The organism is Dorea chungnamensis (assembly GCF_039832125.1).
Lineage (GTDB): Bacteria > Bacillota > Clostridia > Lachnospirales > Lachnospiraceae > JAFBIX01.
On sequence record NZ_JBDOHT010000002.1, the window covers coordinates 211,977 to 230,802 of the forward strand.

Sequence of the window (18,826 nt, forward strand, 5' to 3'; positions counted from 1 at the left end):
TCTGATGTTATGAATTATGCAAATATTAAGAAATATGATATTGCAGACGGCCCAGGGGTGAGGGTGTCGCTGTTTGTATCAGGATGCCGGCACCACTGCAAGGGATGCTTTAATTACGAAGCATGGGATTTCGAGTATGGAAGGTCATACACAGCCGAGACAGAGGCTGAGATCCTGGAAGCCTTAAAGCCAGGCTATATCGCCGGGCTTACCCTCTTGGGCGGAGAGCCCTTCGAGCCGGAGAATCAGGCAGAACTTGTAAAACTGCTCCGGAAAGTCCGGGAAACCTATCCAGAGAAAAGCATCTGGAGTTACACCGGATACGTCTACGATAAAGACCTGGTGCCCGGCGGGCGGGCATATACCGATGTGACAGACGAGATGCTGTCCTATCTGGACGTGCTGGTAGATGGGCCGTTCGTAGAAGAACTGAAAGATATTACACTACAGTTTAGAGGCAGCAGTAATCAGAGAATCCTAGAAATGAGCAAAAAAAGGTAAAAAGGGGACGTAGTATTTTGCAAAAATACTACGTCCCCTTTTGCATTTTGCCCTGTACCCAATTGAGCGATTATCCTCTTTTTCTGTATTGTGATGGGGTCATCCCATATCGTTTCTGAAATATCTTATAGAAATATCCCTTATTATGATACCCGACAATATCGGCAATTTCTTCTACGCTTTTTGAGGAAGTGGTCAGTAGGTGTTCTGCCTTTTCCAGGCGGATTTTCTGCACGTAGGCGGAATAGGTCATGCCGGTCTTGGCTTTGATCAGGCGGTTGAAATAATCTTCCTGATAATGGAAGGTGTCGACTAACTGTTGAATTGTAATGTCGGCAGAATGCTGCTGGATGTATTCGGAGACTTCTTCGAAGATGATCCAGTTCATGGTCTTGCGCTGTTCTCTGGATAAGGAGAATTCGTATGTGGTGCTGAGCAGGCGGAAGATGCGAAGCAACAGGCCTTTGCAGATGTAGCGGGAGCCGATGGTGTTGCTGCATAGTTCTTTTAGCAGCAGGTACAGGCAGTCTTCTAATGCTTCGGTGGCATCAGCGCCCGGACGGAAATGTAGATATTGTTGTACATCTTTTTGCTTCAGCAGTGCAGATTGAAGAAAAGATATAATTTTCTGAGTAGTTACATTTTCATCCATGATCTCTGCAAACATATCGTTAGCAATCCCGAGAAACAGAATGATGGCGGGCTGATCCAGCAGATAATCCTGGTGCAGACAGTTCTTGTCGATCAGGCATAGATCGCCTTTCGAGAAAATGATATCTTTACCCAGAATCCGCTGGCGAAATTCTCCTTCTACTACGTAGGTCAATTCGATGTAATCGTGGGTGTGAAGTTGTGTCTTCTCGCCGGAAGAAAAAGGAAGCTGATAACAAAAGGGTGAAGGAGCAGGCTGCATTGTGGCGTAAAGATTCTGTGCAGAATCAATGTTCCAGCACAGGGCGAAGATTCGGTCCTGCTCTAGTAATGGGTAAGTCTTTACTTCCTGGACGGACTTGGAATATTCTGGACAGACGAGTCTGGGACCAAGTTTATGGTCTGCAGGAAGAAGACCCTGGTCGGAAGAAGTAACCTGCTGGCATAAATAGGAAAGCATCAAAGTGATATCCTCCTGTATTTGATATAGAAAATGTCACAGCTAAAAATCAGGGTGTGGCCTGATAGTATATGTCAATTATAGCACAGATAGGAGCGAAGGAAAATGAATTACAGGTCGGAATAGGTAACTTTGGGGAGAAATCGACAGAGTTATGAAATTGCGGAAAACTTCCGCATTTTCTTATAATAAAACCAGAAAATGACATAGCACGTATCGATTACATCAATCAAAAAATGAAGAAAAGGAGAGGAGCCATATCCGTGTCATGCGTATTGAAGATAATATGCAAAATGTTGCAGTAACAGAAGGCGACAAAGTAGAAGCGCAGATTAAATTTGGCTGGGAAGTGGATGCTTATCCGGTCAATGAGATTGTGGAAGCCGTCAATGCAGTATCTCGGGCAGACATTGACACACTTGTGGAAGAATATTATGATAAATATGAGATTCTTCTGGAAGGCAGAGATGCGAAAGAATTCCGTGACCATGTAGCTGTTCAGGCCGGAATCGAGATTGGATTTGAGAGATTCCTGGAGGAAAAGAACTATCAGGCAATCGTAACTCATTTCGGAGATCTTGGTGGATTAAAACAGCTTCCGGGACTTGCCATCCAGAGACTGATGGAAAAAGGATACGGCTTTGGAGCAGAAGGTGACTGGAAGACTGCTGCCATGGTGCGTGTTATGAAGATTATGACGGAAGGAATGAAGGGTGCGAAGGGAACTTCATTTATGGAAGATTATACCTATAATCTGGTACCTGGAAAAGAAGGAATCCTGCAGGCGCATATGCTGGAAGTATGCCCGACCATTGCTGACGGCAAGATCAGCATCAAAGAGCAGCCATTATCTATGGGTGACAGAGAAGATCCGGCAAGACTGGTATTTACGGCAAAAGAAGGGCCGGCAGTTGCAACATCCTTGATTGACCTTGGTGACAGATTCCGCCTGATCATCAATGATGTCAATTGCAAGAAGACCGAGCAACCAATGCCAAAGCTTCCGGTGGCAACTGCATTCTGGACACCGGAACCGAACCTTCAGACGGGTGCAGAAGCGTGGATTCTGGCAGGTGGTGCACACCATACTGCATTTTCTTATGATCTGACAGCAGAGCAGATGGGCGACTGGGCTGCGTACATGGGAATTGAAGCGGTCTACATTGACAAAGATACGACCATCCGTCAGTTTAAGAATGAACTTTTGTGGAACAGTGTAGTATTTCGTAAATAATAAGAAGAGGTAGGAAAAGATGCTTGAAAAATTAAAACAAGAAGTATATGAAGCGAATATGCTTCTCCCCAAATACAATCTGGTAACATTTACCTGGGGAAATGTAAGCGGTATTGACCGAGAGAGTGGCTTGTTCGTCATTAAGCCGAGTGGAGTAGAATATGAGAAGCTGACACCGGAAGATATGGTGGTTGTGGATCTGGACGGTAATAAAGTAGAAGGAAGATATCATCCGTCTTCCGATACTGATACCCATGTTGTTCTTTACAATCGCTTCCCGAACGTAGGAGGAATCGTACATACGCATTCTTCATGGGCAACGAGCTGGGCGCAGGCCGGAAGAGGAATTCCATGTTATGGGACGACCCATGCGGATTATCTCTATGGGGAGGTCCCTTGTGTGAGAAATCTGACAAAAGAGGAGATTGAAGAAGCATACGAGAAGAATACGGGAATCCTGATTGCAGATGAATTTGAGAAAAATGGACTGGATTACGCTGCGACACCGGCGGTATTGTGTAAGAATCATGGACCATTTACCTGGGGAAAGGATGCCCATGAGGCAGTACATAATGCAGTAGTTCTGGAAGAAGTGGCGAAGATGGCAGCACGCTGTGAGATGATCAATCCACAGAATCAGCCTGCGCCGCAGGAACTGCAGGATAAGCATTATTATAGAAAACACGGCGCGAATGCTTATTACGGGCAGCCGGGGAAATAAAAAATATGAGGAGGCTAATGAACATGAGTGATGTAAAGCAATTGATCGAGAGCGGAAGAGCATTTCTTGGAATTGAATTTGGCTCTACGAGGATTAAGTCCGTATTGATCGATGAGAATCACAATCCAATCGCATCTGGAAGTCACAGTTGGGAAAATCGTTTCGAAAATGGTATCTGGACGTATACGCTCGATGATATCTGGACAGGTTTGAGAGATAGTTACAGAGATCTGGCAGAGAATGTGCAGCAAGAATATGGAGTTGTGATTAAGAAGCTTGGAGCAATCGGCTTCAGCGCGATGATGCACGGATATATGGCATTTGATAAGGAAGGAAATCTTCTGGCGCCATTTGCAACCTGGAGAAATAGTAATACAGGTGCAGCGGCTGAGGTTCTGATTGATCTGTTCCAGTATAATATTCCTCTGAGATGGAGTATCGCACATCTGTATCAGGCAATCCTGGATGATGCAGATCATGTAAAGGATATTACCTATATGACGACACTTGCAGGATACATTCACTGGAAGATGACGGGAGAGAAAGTGCTGGGAGTTGGCGATGCTTCCGGTATGTTCCCGATTGATATGGCAACCAGAGATTATGACGAAGAGATGATTCAGAAGTTCGATCAGCTCGTGGCAGATAAGAATTATCCGTGGAAGATTCGAGAGATTCTGCCAAAAGTACTGGTGGCAGGAGAGGCAGCCGGCGTCCTGACGGAAGAGGGAGCAAGACTTCTGGATGAATCTGGCAATCTGGAAGCGGGCATTTTGCTGTGTGCACCAGAAGGAGATGCAGGAACCGGAATGGTAGCGACCAACAGCGTTGCCAAGCGCACCAGCAACATTTCCGCAGGAACATCCTTCTTCTCTATGGTAGTACTGGAGAAGCCATTGAAAAACCTGCATACAGAGATTGACATGGTTACGACACCAGACGGAAGCCTTGTGGCGATGGTACACTCCAATAACGGAACCACTGACCTGAACGCCTGGGTAGGCCTTTTCAAAGAATTTGCAGACAGCATCGGTGCAGATGTAGGCATGGATAAGATGTATGGTACCCTTTATAACAAAGCGCTGGAAGGCGATGTTGACTGTGGAGGAATCCTCTCTTACGGAAATTATGCAGGAGAGCCAATTACAGCGGTTGAAAAAGGAAGACCGATGGTAGTAAGAACCCCGGAGAGCAAGTTTACCCTTGCGAACTTTATGCGGTCCCATCTGTATACAGCGCTGGGCGTCATTAAAGTAGGAATGGATATCCTCACCAAAGAAGAAGGCGTAGAGATTGATACCGTCCTGGGGCACGGCGGATTGTTCAAGACCAAAGGCGTAGGACAGAAAATCCTGGCAGACGCCATCAATACACCAGTTGTAGTCATGGAGACTGCAGGAGAAGGCGGTCCCTGGGGAATGGCAATCCTTGCGGCATACATGGTACAAAAAGAAGAAGGAGAAGCATTGGGCGATTATCTGAATCATAAAGTATTCGGCGAAGATGCAGGCTCAAGAATCGATCCAGACCCAGAAGGAGTGGCAGGATACGAAGTATTCATGGAAAGATACAAAAAAGGATTAGATATCGAGCGGAAAGCATGTGAAGATTTATAAAAAGGTAAAAAGGGGACGTAGTATTTTTGCAAAATACTACGTCCCCTTTTGTAAAATGCCCTGTACCTTTTTGCACATTTTTAGCGCTTGTTTCATATTTGCGTCGCAAAATGTTAACAATTAGTTTGCATTTTCATCACATTTTCATCACAGATTCTGGGTATACTATAATTGTTCTAAGGAACAACACTTAAATTCTTTTTCATAACTTTTTCCTCAGGGCTGCACTCCTCCCAAACATGCAGTCCTATTTTATTGCTTATATGTAACTATGTATATCTGACATAAAAAATCGTCGCTTCGAAGGCAACGATTTTTGCATTTTATACTGTTCTTATACTGTTGTATATAGATCGATACATTGTCCGGTCATGACCAGAGGTGCATCGGTCAGTAAGTAGACGATGGCGTTGGCTACATCTGTGGCGCTTCCCATAACCGCATCATCCTGTCCGACGGAGTGATTATATACGCGCTGTCCCGGAGTGTCGACGATTGCCGGTGCTACTGCATTGACTTGGATGCCGTATTCTTTGGTCTGGATAGCGGCTGTCTTGGTCATGGTGACGATGGCGCCTTTGGCGACAGAATAAGCACCCATCTGAGATGCAATTCTTCCCATTCTGGAAGAAACGCTGACAACTCGTCCGCTGCCCTGCTTTATCATTACTGGCAGAACATGCTTGAAGCAGAAGAATGGAATCTTGATGTTGGTCTTGATGATCTGATCCCATTGTTCTTCGGACCACTCCCAGAGTTTGATTGCCTGATGCTCAATGTTCTTATAGATTTCCTTTGGATATCCGCCGGCATTATTGACCAGAATGTCGATCCTTCCGTATTTTTCTACTACAGTATCTACCATAGCCTGGACTTCAGCCTCTACGGTAAGGTCGTGGGACAAAGAGATTGCCTTTCCACCGTTATCTTCGATCATTCTTACTGTTTCATCCAGGTCTGCCTGTGTTCTTGCGACAGCAACGACGGTGGCACCTTCAGCGGCGACAGCCAGTGCGGCTTCACGTCCGATTCCCTTTCCAGCGCCGGTTATGATGGCGATTTTTCCTTCTAATTTCATGATGATTCCTCCATATTATATGTTTTGATCATATTGGTTAAAAAATTCAATGGTTGCAGGGTGTATATAACTGGAGCCGATATCATGCAACAGGATAATATTTAACTTGTTGTTCAGATTTTTCTTGTCAAGAGCAATTGCTGCGGTCAGATCTCGAAGCGGCAGATTGCACGCATGAGGCAGACCATATATATCCAATACTTTTCGTATGCGGTCAGCGGTTCCGGAGGCGGTCAGACCCTGGGCTTCGGCCAGCAGCGTGAGCTGGTACATGCCGATGGACACGGCCTCTCCATGGCTTTCTCTTCCATAGTTAAAATGTTGTTCGATGGTATGTCCGAGCGTATGTCCGAAGTTCAGGAGCATACGTTCGCCAGTGTCGAATTGATCGTGTTCTACAACCACGCGTTTGATATCTACGCATCGTTGAATGATGGCAGGCAGTTCTTCTTTCAGATCATCAAAAGAACTGTGCGATTCCAAGGTGTGGAATAATTGTGCATCTTTGATACAGCCGTATTTGATGACCTCTCCCATACCATCGCTGATAAATCGTTCCTCCAATGTGTTCAGTACCAACGGATCAATGAGTACCAGTGCGGGCTGATAGAATGCGCCAACCAGATTCTTTCCTTGTGGCAAGTCTACAGCGACCTTGCCGCCGACGGAAGAATCTACCTGTGCGAGAAGTGATGTTGGAATCTGTACCAACTTGACACCGCGCAGGTAACTGGATGCGGCAAAACCAGCCAGATCACCAATGACGCCGCCGCCAAGTGCGATGACCAGATCACTCCGGGAGATCTTGGCGTTAAGCATAGCACTGTAGACGCCGGGGAGTGTCTGGAAATCTTTTGTGGCTTCTCCGTGAGGAAGTACAACATGGTGGCATTCGTAACTGTCTGATAGTCCGGCAATGAGTTTCTCTCCATAGAGAGGAAATACCTGATCATCTGAGATGATCATGATTCGTTTGCCAGAGAACACGTCAGCGATATAAGAAGCGGCCTGGGACAGGATGTTATTTTCAATATAGATGGGATAGCTGTTTTTTCCCAGATTCACGGTTAACTTCATAGGTTACTCCTGATTATGACATCTGCTTCCCGATCACTTTGGCAATCTGGGAAACTTCTTTGATAAGGGTATCGTATTTGGCGGGTTTTAATGACTGCGCACCATCACACAGCGCACATTCCGGGTCATTGTGGACTTCTACCATGAGTCCGTCTGCGCCTGCAGCGATCGCAGCCTTTGCCATTGGTTCTACAAGCCACCATTTACCGCCGGCGTGGCTTGGGTCTACGACAACAGGGAGATGTGTCAGTCTGCGGAGCACCGGAATGCTCTGGAGATCCAGAGTATTTCTGGTGTAAGTTTCAAAAGTACGGATTCCGCGTTCGCAGAGGATGACATTTTCATTACCGGCAGCCATGATATATTCTGCGGACATGATCCATTCTTCATAGGTCGCGTTGAGACCTCTCTTTAAGAGAATCGGACGGTCAAGCTGTCCTAACTGCTTTAAGAGATCGAAGTTCTGCATGTTGCGGGCACCAATCTGGATCAGATCGACTTTTTCGTTGAAAACATCCAGATATTGTGGGGACATCAGTTCTGTTACGATTGGAAGACCGGTTGCAGCTTTGGCTTCACATAAGATGTCCAGACCTTCCAGTCCAAGGCCCTGGAAAGAATAAGGGCTGGTTCTAGGTTTGAAAGCACCGCCTCTTAATAAATTAGCACCGGAAGCTTTGGCGGCCTTTGCAATCTCCAGAACCTGGTCAACGGATTCGACAGAACAAGGACCGGCAATCAATGCCAGATGACCGCCACCGACCTTAACACCAGATACATCTACGACGGAGTCTTCTGGATGGAATGCACGGTTTGCCAGTTTGTAAGGCTCTTGAACGTGCATAACCTTATCGACAGCCTTGTCTACTTCAAAGAGTTTCGGGTCAACCTGCGTTGTGTCTCCGATACATCCGATGATGGTCATCTCGGCACCTTCCACAACATGAGTGTCCAGACCCTTCCTCTTGATCAATTGCTCGACACGGGAGAGGTCATCCTTCGTCGCGCGTGGTTTTAATACAATAATCATAGTACTCCTCCATATATTTCAATACTTGTCAGATTGTCTAAATATTCACACTGTAAAACTTTAACTGTTTAAAGTGTGAAAAACTAATGTTATACTAACGCATGAATATTTGAATGTCAACACTTTTTTGGAAAATATTTTATAATCTGTGGTACACTACATATATACTAGTAGAAATAGAATTCCTATAAGATCGTCAAAAGTGCAGGAGGCAATTATGGTAAGAGTCTGGATGGCAGATATCACCCCATTATTAATAGAAGAAACATATCGGGCATATTATCGAGAACTTCCCGAATGGCGTAAGGAGAAGGCTGACAGGCATCATCATCTGATTGACCGGGCGCAAAGTGTAGGAGCGTGGAGTCTGTGGATGCGGGTAAAAGAACGGTATGGTTTACTCGATGAGGTTGTCTATAATCTCTCTCATTCGGGAAATTATGTGCTGTGTGCGTTCAGTGATACGCAAGGAGCCAAAGTAGGGTGTGACCTGGAAGTGGTCAAGGACTTGCGGGAAGCGGTGGCAAGGAGGTTCTTCTGTCAGGCGGAATATGAGCACCTGATGCAGACTGAGGAGCAGGAGCGGACACGACGATTCTTCCGGTATTGGGTGTTGAAGGAGAGCTTTCTGAAGGCAACTCGGCGGGGCATGGCGCTGGATACACGTTCATTCGAGATTGGATGGGATGAGAATGACAGCCCTTATCTAAAAGATCAGCCGGAAGAATTCCCAGAGAGATATTATTATCAAGAGTATCATAGGGCCAATGTGGATGCAGGGATTGCAGTCTGTACCACGGATCCAGAGATTGATAAGCAGCTTTATCTATTAGAATTGTAAGGAGTGGATGTGATGAAAAGACTTCGGACAAGATGGGCGGACCGAGTAGATGAGAATCATGTGTTAGAGGAATATCCAAGACCACGGATGGAACGGGACAGTTATGTGAATCTGAACGGGCGTTGGGACTATGCCATTACCAGAGAAGGAACCAAACCAGAGGTATATGATGGCACGATTCTGGTGCCTTTTTCACCAGAAGCAGATCTTTCGGGAGTGAACCGTCAACTGCAGCCGACAGAATATCTCTGGTATCACCGGACACTGCCCGGGCAAGTGAAGCCGAAAGCAGGAAAACGATGGCTGTTGCATTTTGGTGCGGTAGACCAGTATTCGGTCGTGTACGTGAATGGAAAGCTTCTGAAGAGACATCTGGGAGGATATCTGCCTTTTACGGTAGATGTAACGGAGGTTTTGTCGGATACAGCCAATGAGTTGCTGGTGATGGTGCAAGATTACAGTGATGCTTCTTACTATAGTAGGGGCAAACAAAAGCTGAAGCGCGGAGGTATGTTTTATACAGCGCAGAGTGGAATCTGGCAGACAGTATGGATGGAAGAAGTGCCGCAACAATATATTACGGACATTATCGTCACACCTCTTTATGATCAGAATACCTTGCAGATCAAGGTGACTGCTTCTCAAAAGGAATTGGCAGAAGAGGTGACGATCACCGTATCGTCTGAAGAAATGCAGCCACTTCAGGTGACCAAAGGGGTGGGAGAAGATATTATGATTCCTCTGTCGGAGGCACATCCCTGGAGCCCGGAAGATCCATTTCTATATAATATAGAAGTGCAGATGGGATCGGATCATGTGCGAAGTTACGCTGCCATGCGAAAGATTAGTGTGGAAAGAGATCCAGAAGGAATTCCAAGGATATTTTTGAATAATCAGCCGTATTTTCAAAAAGGGGTATTGGATCAGGGATATTGGCCGGAGGGGCTGTATACACCACCTTGTGATGAGGCGATGATCTACGATATTCAGACGATGAAAGATCTGGGATTCAATATGCTAAGAAAGCATCTGAAGATTGAACCGCAGCGGTGGTACTATCACTGTGACCGCCTGGGAATGCTGGTGTGGCAGGATATGGTCAATGGAGGAAAGTCATATAAGTCGTGGTATGTGACGTACCTGGCGACCGCAATGGAATTCTTCCATATAAAAATGAAGGATTCTTACCTGTGGCTGCTGGGAAGGAGAAATGAACGTGGACGGCGTCAGTTTGTAGAAGAGATGCGAAAAACCATCGAGCATCTGTATAGCCATCCATCCATTGTAACCTGGGTCATCTTCAATGAAGGATGGGGGCAGTTTCATGCCAATGTTGTGACGAATATTGCAAGAGAGATGGATCATACAAGGTTGATCGATCAGGCCAGCGGATGGTTCGATCAGGGAGGTGGTGATATTCACAGTATCCACGATTATTTCTTCCCATTGAAAGTACACTCGGAGACCAGAGCGACGGCATTGACGGAATTCGGAGGATTCTCCTGGCGGATCCCAGAACATAGTATGTACCAAAGTGTCTATGGATATCGTGTGTATACGTCAAAGAAAGAATTGAACAGAGGTTATCGAGAACTGATAAAGAAAGAAATACTTCCCAACATCCCACGAGGATTGTCGGCAACCATCTACACCCAGTTGTCTGATGTGGAAGAAGAAGTAAATGGAATCCTGACCTACGATCGAGAAATTGTGAAAATTGACGAGGGGGACGGGGGTTTTTGAAAAAAACCCCCGTCCCCGTTTCGTACTATATTCTAAAATTGAAGTCTGCGTAAGCGGAAGAACCATGTTCATGTACATCCAGACCATCGACTTCCTCTTCGCGGGAAACTCGAAGTCCGATTGTCTTGTCGATTAACTTGAATACAATGAATGCCATTACGAGTACATACAATGCTGTTGCGCCAACACCAATCAGCTGTGTTACAAGATCACATCCGTCTCCAAATACTCCGGTAAGGATCGTTCCAAGAGCACCGCAGACACCGTGAACGCTGATAGCACCAACTGGGTCGTCGACTTTTACTTTCTGGTCGATAATCTCTACAGAGAATACGACTACGATACCAGCAATGATACCGATGATGATTGCTTCCCATTCACTTACTACGTCACATCCTGCAGTGATTGCAACGAGACCTGCAAGAGAACCGTTGAATGTCATAGATACATCCGGCTTACCGTAGCGAATCCAGGTTACGATCATCGCGAGTAAGGTTGCTGCAGCGGCTGCAAGGTTGGTTGTCATAGCGATATGTCCAAGGCTTGTTGTTGCAGCAGTTGTAGAACCACAGTTGAATCCGAACCAGCAGAACCACAGGATGAATACACCAAGCGCTGCAATTGGAAGGTTGTGTCCCGGAATCGCTTTTGCTTTGCCATCTTTGCCGTATTTTCCAATACGAGGTCCAAGGATCATGGCACCAACAAAAGCACAGATACCGCCGACCATATGTACTGCAGTAGATCCGGCAAAATCATGAAAGCCTAACTCTGATAAGAAACCGCCGCCCCAGATCCAGTGACCAGATACTGGATAGATGAAGATACTGATGGCTGCACTGTATGCCAGGTAAGCTGCGAATTTTGTCCGCTCAGCCATGGAACCAGATACGATGGTTGCAGCTGTTGCGCAGAATACAGTGTGGAAGATGATGAAAACTCCGATTGGAAGTCCGTTAAACATTCCATCTGCATCTGCCAATGTGGTAGGATTAAAGAATCCTTTGATTCCAACGATTCCGTTCCAGTCAGTTCCGTGCATCAGAGCAAATCCGAAGACGAAGAAGAGTAAACTTCCAAGAACGAAGTCCATCATATTTTTCATTAAAATGTTACCTGTGTTTTTGGCCCTGGTAAAACCGGCCTCACACATTGCAAAACCAGCCTGCATAAAGTATACGAGAATTGCACCGATCATGGTCCACATAATGTTCATGAGAAGGCCAGATGCTTCCGCCACATCCATGCCGTTTTCTATTAAAGTTGCTAAATCCATAAAATTACCTCCTAAGCTTCTGTGTGAATGAAAAAGGAGATAATAGCGTTTTTTTAATATCGCGATTATCTCCTTCGATAGCAGTGTATGTTCATGTTGTATTGGGTTGTATGTAGTTTACAAAGCATCAGATCCACGCTCACCGGTACGGATACGAACTGCATCTTCTACTTCATATACAAATATCTTTCCATCACCATAAGTTCCGGTACGAATCTCAGATGTAATCTTTTCAATTAATGTCTCTGCAATATCTGGTTCGATGACGGTCTCTACTTTTACCTTTGGCAGAAGGTTTACATTATATTCTGCACCACGGTATACTTTTTTGTGTCCTTTTTGGTTACCGTAACCCATTACGTTGCTGATCATCAGACCATTTACATTACTTTCATCAAGTATGTTCTTCAGGTCTTCCAGCTTTTCAGGCTGAATAATTATTTCCAATTTTTTCATAGAGCCTACCTCCTTAATCTCACTCCGTATTCCTTTTTGAATCTGTCACCTTACAATGAAAGCCTGAAATTGAACGCCTGCGATGACAGATTCATTCGGATACATCATAACAAAAATGGCGCCTTCCCCGAAAGGAAAACGCCTTTGTTTTTGATGTGTCTTATTATACACAACCGGATAATTTTGTAAATAGAAATTTTATGAAAAATTAAGATTTTATGACAAATGTACAGAAAAAACAAAAAACAAAAGAAAATTTTGTTGGAAAATATGTTAGGAATCCATCACAATTTGGGCGAAAAAGAGAATATAGTTATATGTTTATAAAATGAAAACTTGTATAAGTAATATCGATAAAGTAGAATTGTTGTATAGAAGTTTTAGGAAAATGATAAAATGAGAGGTCAGAGAAATGAGTAAGGTAGTATATAAAAAAAGGAAAAATACTGATGCCGTGAAGTGGGACGGACTAAAGAAGAAGTTTGGACAAGATGATCTGATTCCGCTCTGGGTGGCGGATATGGATTTTGAAGCACCAGATTGTGTAAAAGAAGCCTTAAAAGAATATGTAGACTATGGGATATATGGTTATTATCAACCACCAAAAGGATATAAAGAGGCTTTTATCAGATGGGAAGAGACTTATCATCATTATCAGGTGAAAAGAGAGTGGATTCGTTTTGCACCGGGGGTTGTTCCGGGAATTAACTGGCTGTTACATGTTTTGACTAAAGAAGAGGATGGGGTTATTATTATGCCGCCAGTATATTATCCATTCCGTGATGCGATAGTTAATAATAATAGAAAACTAGTGGAAAGTCCACTGGTTCGTAAGGAACACAGATATGTAATGGATTATGAAGACTTTGAACAGAAAATTGTGGATAATAATGTGAAGTTATTCGTTTTTTGTACACCGCATAATCCTGTGGGGAGAGTATGGGAAAAACAGGAGATACAGAAAGTATTGGATATCTGTAAGAAACATAAAGTCTATGTGTTGGCAGATGAGATTCACCAGGATATTGTAATGAAAGGACATCAGCAGATTCCGGCAGCATCTGTGGGAAATTATAATGAGATTCTTGTTACTCTGACAGCGGCAACAAAAACATTTAATCTTGCTGGATGTCAGAATTCGATTCTTGTGATCCCTGATGAGCGTCTTCGTAAATTATATGATCAATATATGACTGAGATTCGGATAACGGGTGGCAATGCATTTGGTTATATAGCAGTGAAAAGTGCTTATGAAAATGGACGAGAATGGTTGGAGGAATTACTTGATATCATTGAAGAAAATTATCATCTGATGAAGGAAACTCTGGAGCGGGAGCTGCCGAAGGTGTGGATTCCTGAGCTGGAAGGTACTTATCTGATGTGGATTGATCTGGGGGCATATATAGCGCCAGAAGAGATGGAAATGATCATACAGGGAGAATGTGGATTGGCAGTAGACTATGGTGCATGGTTTGGAAGCGAGGGATACGATGGATTCATCCGCGTAAATCTTGCAACCAGTCGGGAGAATATCCAGAAAGCATCCCAGAGGATTGTAGATGCATTGAAATATTAAGTCATCGGTTGACTGGATTTTTTTGATTTGTTAGAATAAGAAGGGGGAAAAAGCTAGATTTATCAAGCAATAAAAAAGTTTACAGGAGTATAATTTTTAATATAATAAGGAGGAAATGCAATGCTGGATTTAACATTTGGGGAGCAAGTCAAAATTATCTTAAGCCGTAAGGGCATGACGATCAAGGAACTCGCTGAGACGATTGAAAAACGTACCGGGAAGAAGATGTCTCGTCAGAATCTGACGCAGAGACTGGGACGAGATAATTTTCAGGAACAGGATATGCGTATGATCGCAGAGATTCTTGGATGCCCATTTCAATTAAGTATTCTGGGCGATAATATTTCATCAGAAAAATCGAATAATAATATAGAAGAAAATGTACAGATGGACAAGGCTGATAATGCTGGTTCGACAGAGGTACCTGTTCAACCGCAGGCAGAGACTCATGAGAGGGACATTACCATCGGCGAACTTGTGGATATTCATGAGGAGCTGGACGCTATGATTGCAGAAGAAGGTGTGGGAGAACCAGAAGAATATATCGGTGAAGTGGATGCATATGAGTATGATGAAGAACCGCAAGAGGAACAGATGGCAGGAGAATCTGAAGAGATTGTGAAGTCATTTGCGGAAGAATATGTTGAGTCACAAAGCGAATCGGTGGAAGAACTTCTACAGGAAATCGAAGATATTGAAAGTGAGCGTAAGCCTCAGGAAGAAGAGAAGAAATCAGAAGAAAAAGAAGAGGAAGAGCAGCTGCATGGGTGGAAAGCATATCTGATGAGACGTAAGAAAAAGCGTACGAAAGAGCAAGAGGAGCCAGTTGAAGATATGGCAGAAAACTCTGAAGCAATCCCAGAAGCAATCTCAGAAGAAATCTCTGCAGAAGAGTCACATGAAGAGCTACATGAAGAGCCATATGACGAAGCGGAAGAAGAATTTGCAGAAGAATCTGCAGAAGAGCAGCCTGTAGAAGAACAATATATGGAAGAACAATATACAGAAGAGCAATATACGGAAGAATATATGGATGAGGAAGAGGATCTGGAGAAGGGAGAGATTAACCCGTACACTGGCAGAGAGTATGAGTCCAACAGTGTCCGTATGCATCCATCGCGTATCGGTTATGTACAGGTCTATGACCGGTCAACTCATCAATGGACAGATATGACAGAGTGGGCATTCCTTGGCTATCAGGAACGTAAGAAGGTGTTACTTGGCAAGGATTATGAGCCGCCGATCTATCTGGATTAATCAGTATTTATAGAAGGAAAGTGTGAGAACGGGTGAATTGGGAACAGTTATTGTCAACGAAGAGAAATAGAGGCGGTTCGGGAAAGAACCGATATGTGAGGAATACGGATCTGCGAAGTGAGTTCGAGAAGGATTATCATCGTATCATCGGAAGTGCATCTTTTCGCAGACTGCAGGATAAGACCCAGGTGTTCCCTCTGGATAAGAGCGATTTTATCCGGACAAGGCTGACCCATTCATTGGAAGTATCGTCTTTTGCCAAGTCTCTGGGACAGAATATTGGAGAAAATATATTGGTATATAAGAAAGATCCTAGTTTTACACCGAGAATGAAGGAAGATATCTGTAGTATCCTACAATGCGCAGGGTTGATTCATGATATTGGGAATCCGCCGTTCGGTCATTTCGGAGAGGACACCATCCGGGAATGGTTTCAGAAAAACCTGCCGGTGATGGAGTATCATGGAACTCCGATCGACACCATCCTTACGCCGCAGATGAGAGAAGATTTTTATCATTTTGAAGGAAATGCTCAGGCGTTGCGTCTGGTAAGCAAGCTGCATTTCCTGGTGGATGAGAATGGAATGAATCTGACGTATGCCTTGTTGAGTACGATTATAAAATATCCGGTATCTTCACTGGAGATGAATCCGAAGTCGGGAGATATCAAGGATCGGAAGATGGGATATTATTTTGCAGATCAGGAGATCTTTGAAGACATTTCCAAAGAGACGGGAACGAATGGAAAGCGGCATCCGCTGACGTTTATTCTGGAAGCGGCAGATGATATTGCTTATAAGACGGCAGATATAGAGGACGCATTTGTCAAGGGATTTTTAAGTTATCACAAATTATTAGAAGAACTTACAGAGCTTCAGGAATTGTATTTTCGAGGAGGAGGCGGCGGCTTCCAGCCGGCGGATAAATTAACGGAGCTATATCTTCGGGCGAAGGAAATGCATGTGGAGAATCCGGAAGAATATGCGATCAAGAATTGGATTGTCCGGGTGCAGGGATTTGTGATCAACTGCGCCACTTATGGATTTACATCGAATTATCAGGCAATCATGCAAGGGACTTACGGGCATGATCTGTTCTATCAGACATTTGCAGAGAAACTGATGGATCTGTTGGGAGATCTGGCTTTCCGGGAAGTATTTACTTCGGAGCCTATCTACCGCATGGAAGTCACCGAAGCGACCATGCTGGATTTCTTATTGGACAAGTTCATGACAGCAATTATAAAATATGATGATAAGACACAGAAGCTGGATTCCATTGATGAGCGTATGGTCTCATTTATCTCCAGTAATTATAAAAAGGCATATCATTACCATGCACGAGGGAAGTCGGAGATTGAGAGATTATATCTGCGAATCCTCCTGGTGACAGACTATGTCTGTGGAATGACGGACAGTTATGCCAAAAGATTATATCAGGAATTGAAGGCAATCGTATAAGAAAGGAATTTTTTTCGATTCTGGGGAATAGATTGTGATAAATAAACCAGAATGGGAAGTGGAAAATTGAAGCGTTTTATTCGTTATCTGTACGAATATGAACAAGGAAGAAGACTGCGAAATGTAGGATTTATTAAGGTAGAGCAGGGTGAAGATGAGTGTGCGGTACATATTCATGGAAAGGGACTGCACATGAAGGGTGAGAAAAAGCTTCAGTTGTATCTGTTCTATGAGGAAAATGGCGAATGTATAGGTGTATGGCAGGGAACAGTAGATAATGTAAACCCTGCCATTAATTACAGGCTGTATTATACGAAAGAGGATGTGGGCATACCGGAGAATTTTATGAAGATCAACGGTATGATTCTGGAAAGTGAAAATGGGCATAAGTATGCCGCAGTCTGGGATGATATGCCGGTAGATGTCGACCGCATGCGGGTATGGCAGCAGAAACCGGAGCGAGTCACGATTGTGGAAAAGCTGGAGCGTATGGCAAGAGAGAAGGATGCCGAGGAGGAAGAGCGTGCGCCAGAAGAAGCAGTCATTCAAAAAGAGCGTAATCAGCCAGAGATGCATCGGCCTGTGGAGGAGCAAAATGAACATCAGGAGCAGATGATCACGGCAGAACAGATTCCGATGGAAGAAGAACCGGCTGTAGAAGAGCAGGATGTAAAAGGACAGTGTCCCTCGTGCAGATTCCAATGCTCCAAGATTCAACGCAATGAGCTGGCAAGGCTGCCGCGGTGTGAGTGGAAACTGGCCAACAACAGCTTCTTGTTACATGGATATTATAATTACCATCATCTTGCTCTCATTGATGATGGAAAGGGACTAAGACTTGGCGTGCCGGGAATCTACCATCCGCAGGAAGCAAAAGCGGCAAGTGCATTTGGGTTCGCTGAATTTATCTCGATTCAGGAGATTGATCTGGAGCTTACGGAGGATGAGGGCGATGAATCGGAACAATTTGGCTATTGGTGTCGTTATGTAAAAGGGCCAAGAGCATTTTAGCTATCAAAGGTTTATTGTATAAGATATGTATGGGGAGAAGATCATGCCGAGTGTAGATGAAAAGTACATGAAAGAGGCCATCAAGCAGGCCAGAAAAGCATATGCCATAGGAGAAGTGCCCATTGGATGTGTTATTGTATACCAGGATAAGATTATCGGGAGAGGATATAATCGACGCACGATCGATAAGAATACGCTTGCTCATGCGGAATTGATTGCTATTAAGAAGGCGAGTAAGAAGATGAATGACTGGCGGCTGGAAGAGTGTACAATGTATGTGACTCTGGAACCGTGCCAGATGTGTTCGGGGGCGATAGTGCAGTCAAGAATGACTCGTGTTGTGGTAGGATGCATGAATCCAAAGGCGGGCTGTGCCGGATCCATATTGAATCTTCTGCAGATGGAAGAGTTCAACCATCAAGTGGAGCTTACCACAGGAGTGCTGGGAGAAGAATGCAGCCAGATGATGAAATCATTTTTCAAAGAATTGCGGGAGGCAAAGAAGAAAAAAGTTTAAAAAAAAGCACTTTGTAAGCATTGATGACTTGCAAAGTGCTTTGTTGTTCTCTTTTTCGTGCGATGCGCTTCGAACGCATTTTCACAGACGTTACCTTGACAGTTAACTCAGCTCAGGCACCCTCACGGCACCCGGAAGATTCTGCTTAGTGCTGCTTCGTTCCCGACCTGACACAGTTCACAGATTTCCGTCGCGTAAGACCCAGGCATCTACGCCACTTATCAAGGGCAGCTCTGCAAAAATGTGCCCTCTGCGCACCATACCCCTGCTATAGCGGATTGCAGGTACAAGGTACCGCTAACACCCCGGCTGCACGAGTCT

16 protein-coding genes, 1 other RNA gene and 1 pseudogene are annotated in these 18,826 nt (G+C 44.5%); 11 read left to right on the forward strand and 7 right to left on the reverse strand.

The features are described from left to right. Window positions 1-9: 9 nt before the first annotated feature. Window positions 10-501, forward strand: a complete 492-nt coding sequence (gene nrdG / locus ABE613_RS02900; protein ID WP_347375635.1) for an anaerobic ribonucleoside-triphosphate reductase activating protein — start codon at window positions 10-12, stop codon at window positions 499-501. Window positions 502-571: 70 nt separating this feature from the next. Here nrdG and ABE613_RS02905 read toward each other — a convergent pair whose 3' ends face one another. Beyond that, the gene (locus tag ABE613_RS02905; protein WP_347375636.1) at window positions 572-1,612 is read right to left on the reverse strand and encodes an AraC family transcriptional regulator; all 1,041 of its coding nucleotides are present in this window, start codon (window positions 1,610-1,612) and stop codon (window positions 572-574) included. Between the two features lie 247 nt (window positions 1,613-1,859). On the opposite strand from ABE613_RS02905, the pseudogene ABE613_RS02910 reads away from it, so the two are divergent. The 3 genes and pseudogenes from ABE613_RS02910 to ABE613_RS02920 all read left to right on the forward strand — a co-directional run. Beyond that, a pseudogene (locus ABE613_RS02910) lies at window positions 1,860-2,846 on the forward strand (L-arabinose isomerase family protein); the annotation flags it as partial. 19 nt (window positions 2,847-2,865) lie between these two features. Continuing rightward, on the forward strand, window positions 2,866-3,567 hold the full coding sequence (locus ABE613_RS02915) for an L-ribulose-5-phosphate 4-epimerase (protein ID WP_347375637.1): 702 nt from the start codon (window positions 2,866-2,868) through the stop codon (window positions 3,565-3,567). Window positions 3,568-3,590: 23 nt separating this feature from the next. After that, complete coding sequence (locus ABE613_RS02920; protein ID WP_347375638.1) at window positions 3,591-5,183, forward strand: xylulokinase; 1,593 nt, start codon at window positions 3,591-3,593, stop codon at window positions 5,181-5,183. Window positions 5,184-5,517: 334 nt separating this feature from the next. On the opposite strand, the gene ABE613_RS02925 is transcribed toward ABE613_RS02920, so the two are convergent. Genes ABE613_RS02925 through aroF form a run of 3 tightly spaced genes read right to left on the reverse strand, consistent with a single transcriptional unit; the run spans window position 5,518 to window position 8,368 of the window. Continuing rightward, the gene (locus tag ABE613_RS02925; RefSeq protein ID WP_347375639.1) at window positions 5,518-6,261 is read right to left on the reverse strand and encodes an SDR family NAD(P)-dependent oxidoreductase; all 744 of its coding nucleotides are present in this window, start codon (window positions 6,259-6,261) and stop codon (window positions 5,518-5,520) included. Between the two features lie 15 nt (window positions 6,262-6,276). Continuing rightward, on the reverse strand, window positions 6,277-7,338 hold the full coding sequence (aroB, locus tag ABE613_RS02930) for a 3-dehydroquinate synthase (protein WP_347375640.1): 1,062 nt from the start codon (window positions 7,336-7,338) through the stop codon (window positions 6,277-6,279). 13 nt (window positions 7,339-7,351) lie between these two features. Next, the gene (gene aroF / locus ABE613_RS02935; protein WP_347375641.1) at window positions 7,352-8,368 is read right to left on the reverse strand and encodes a 3-deoxy-7-phosphoheptulonate synthase; all 1,017 of its coding nucleotides are present in this window, start codon (window positions 8,366-8,368) and stop codon (window positions 7,352-7,354) included. A 217-nt stretch (window positions 8,369-8,585) separates the two neighbouring features. On the opposite strand from aroF, the gene ABE613_RS02940 reads away from it, so the two are divergent. Both ABE613_RS02940 and ABE613_RS02945 read left to right on the forward strand, forming a co-directional pair. Beyond that, window positions 8,586-9,209, forward strand: coding sequence for a 4'-phosphopantetheinyl transferase family protein (locus ABE613_RS02940; RefSeq protein WP_347375642.1), 624 nt, complete (start codon window positions 8,586-8,588; stop codon window positions 9,207-9,209). Between the two features lie 12 nt (window positions 9,210-9,221). Continuing rightward, complete coding sequence (locus ABE613_RS02945; protein WP_347375643.1) at window positions 9,222-10,952, forward strand: glycoside hydrolase family 2 protein; 1,731 nt, start codon at window positions 9,222-9,224, stop codon at window positions 10,950-10,952. Window positions 10,953-10,977: 25 nt separating this feature from the next. Here the strand turns inward: ABE613_RS02945 and ABE613_RS02950 are convergent, their stop codons facing one another. Together ABE613_RS02950 and ABE613_RS02955 are read right to left on the reverse strand one after the other, a co-directional pair. Then, on the reverse strand, window positions 10,978-12,228 hold the full coding sequence (locus ABE613_RS02950) for an ammonium transporter (protein WP_347375644.1): 1,251 nt from the start codon (window positions 12,226-12,228) through the stop codon (window positions 10,978-10,980). 117 nt (window positions 12,229-12,345) lie between these two features. Beyond that, window positions 12,346-12,684 (reverse strand): P-II family nitrogen regulator, encoded by a 339-nt coding sequence (locus ABE613_RS02955; RefSeq protein ID WP_347375645.1) that lies wholly within the window; start codon window positions 12,682-12,684, stop codon window positions 12,346-12,348. A 412-nt stretch (window positions 12,685-13,096) separates the two neighbouring features. On the opposite strand from ABE613_RS02955, the gene ABE613_RS02960 reads away from it, so the two are divergent. The 5 genes from ABE613_RS02960 (at window position 13,097) to tadA (ending at window position 18,505) form a co-directional block, all read left to right on the forward strand. Further along, window positions 13,097-14,260, forward strand: a complete 1,164-nt coding sequence (locus ABE613_RS02960) for a MalY/PatB family protein (RefSeq protein WP_347375646.1) — start codon at window positions 13,097-13,099, stop codon at window positions 14,258-14,260. A 120-nt stretch (window positions 14,261-14,380) separates the two neighbouring features. Beyond that, window positions 14,381-15,517, forward strand: coding sequence for a hypothetical protein (locus ABE613_RS02965; protein ID WP_347375647.1), 1,137 nt, complete (start codon window positions 14,381-14,383; stop codon window positions 15,515-15,517). A 32-nt stretch (window positions 15,518-15,549) separates the two neighbouring features. Further along, window positions 15,550-16,977: a deoxyguanosinetriphosphate triphosphohydrolase gene (locus tag ABE613_RS02970; protein ID WP_347375648.1), complete on the forward strand. Its 1,428-nt coding sequence runs from the start codon at window positions 15,550-15,552 to the stop codon at window positions 16,975-16,977. 66 nt (window positions 16,978-17,043) lie between these two features. After that, complete coding sequence (locus tag ABE613_RS02975) at window positions 17,044-17,988, forward strand: DUF6128 domain-containing protein (protein WP_347375649.1); 945 nt, start codon at window positions 17,044-17,046, stop codon at window positions 17,986-17,988. Window positions 17,989-18,031: 43 nt separating this feature from the next. After that, on the forward strand, window positions 18,032-18,505 hold the full coding sequence (tadA, locus tag ABE613_RS02980; RefSeq protein ID WP_347375650.1) for a tRNA adenosine(34) deaminase TadA: 474 nt from the start codon (window positions 18,032-18,034) through the stop codon (window positions 18,503-18,505). A gap of 55 nt (window positions 18,506-18,560) precedes the next feature. On the opposite strand, the gene ffs is transcribed toward tadA, so the two are convergent. Then, an RNA gene (ffs, locus tag ABE613_RS02985) (signal recognition particle sRNA large type) lies at window positions 18,561-18,822 on the reverse strand. Between the last annotated feature and the right edge of the window lie 4 nt (window positions 18,823-18,826).

Bases quoted from the DNA above. Each gene is read 5' to 3' on its own strand.
- nrdG (WP_347375635.1), top strand. From the start codon at position 10: ATGAATTATGCAAATATTAAGAAATATGATATTGCAGACGGCCCAGGG.
- ABE613_RS02905 (WP_347375636.1), bottom strand. From the start codon at position 1,612: ATGCTTTCCTATTTATGCCAGCAGGTTACTTCTTCCGACCAGGGTCTT.
- ABE613_RS02915 (WP_347375637.1), top strand. From the start codon at position 2,866: ATGCTTGAAAAATTAAAACAAGAAGTATATGAAGCGAATATGCTTCTC.
- ABE613_RS02920 (WP_347375638.1), top strand. From the start codon at position 3,591: ATGAGTGATGTAAAGCAATTGATCGAGAGCGGAAGAGCATTTCTTGGA.
- ABE613_RS02925 (WP_347375639.1), bottom strand. From the start codon at position 6,261: ATGAAATTAGAAGGAAAAATCGCCATCATAACCGGCGCTGGAAAGGGA.
- aroB (WP_347375640.1), bottom strand. From the start codon at position 7,338: ATGAAGTTAACCGTGAATCTGGGAAAAAACAGCTATCCCATCTATATT.
- aroF (WP_347375641.1), bottom strand. From the start codon at position 8,368: ATGATTATTGTATTAAAACCACGCGCGACGAAGGATGACCTCTCCCGT.
- ABE613_RS02940 (WP_347375642.1), top strand. From the start codon at position 8,586: ATGGTAAGAGTCTGGATGGCAGATATCACCCCATTATTAATAGAAGAA.
- ABE613_RS02945 (WP_347375643.1), top strand. From the start codon at position 9,222: ATGAAAAGACTTCGGACAAGATGGGCGGACCGAGTAGATGAGAATCAT.
- ABE613_RS02950 (WP_347375644.1), bottom strand. From the start codon at position 12,228: ATGGATTTAGCAACTTTAATAGAAAACGGCATGGATGTGGCGGAAGCA.
- ABE613_RS02955 (WP_347375645.1), bottom strand. From the start codon at position 12,684: ATGAAAAAATTGGAAATAATTATTCAGCCTGAAAAGCTGGAAGACCTG.
- ABE613_RS02960 (WP_347375646.1), top strand. From the start codon at position 13,097: ATGAGTAAGGTAGTATATAAAAAAAGGAAAAATACTGATGCCGTGAAG.
- ABE613_RS02965 (WP_347375647.1), top strand. From the start codon at position 14,381: ATGCTGGATTTAACATTTGGGGAGCAAGTCAAAATTATCTTAAGCCGT.
- tadA (WP_347375650.1), top strand. From the start codon at position 18,032: ATGCCGAGTGTAGATGAAAAGTACATGAAAGAGGCCATCAAGCAGGCC.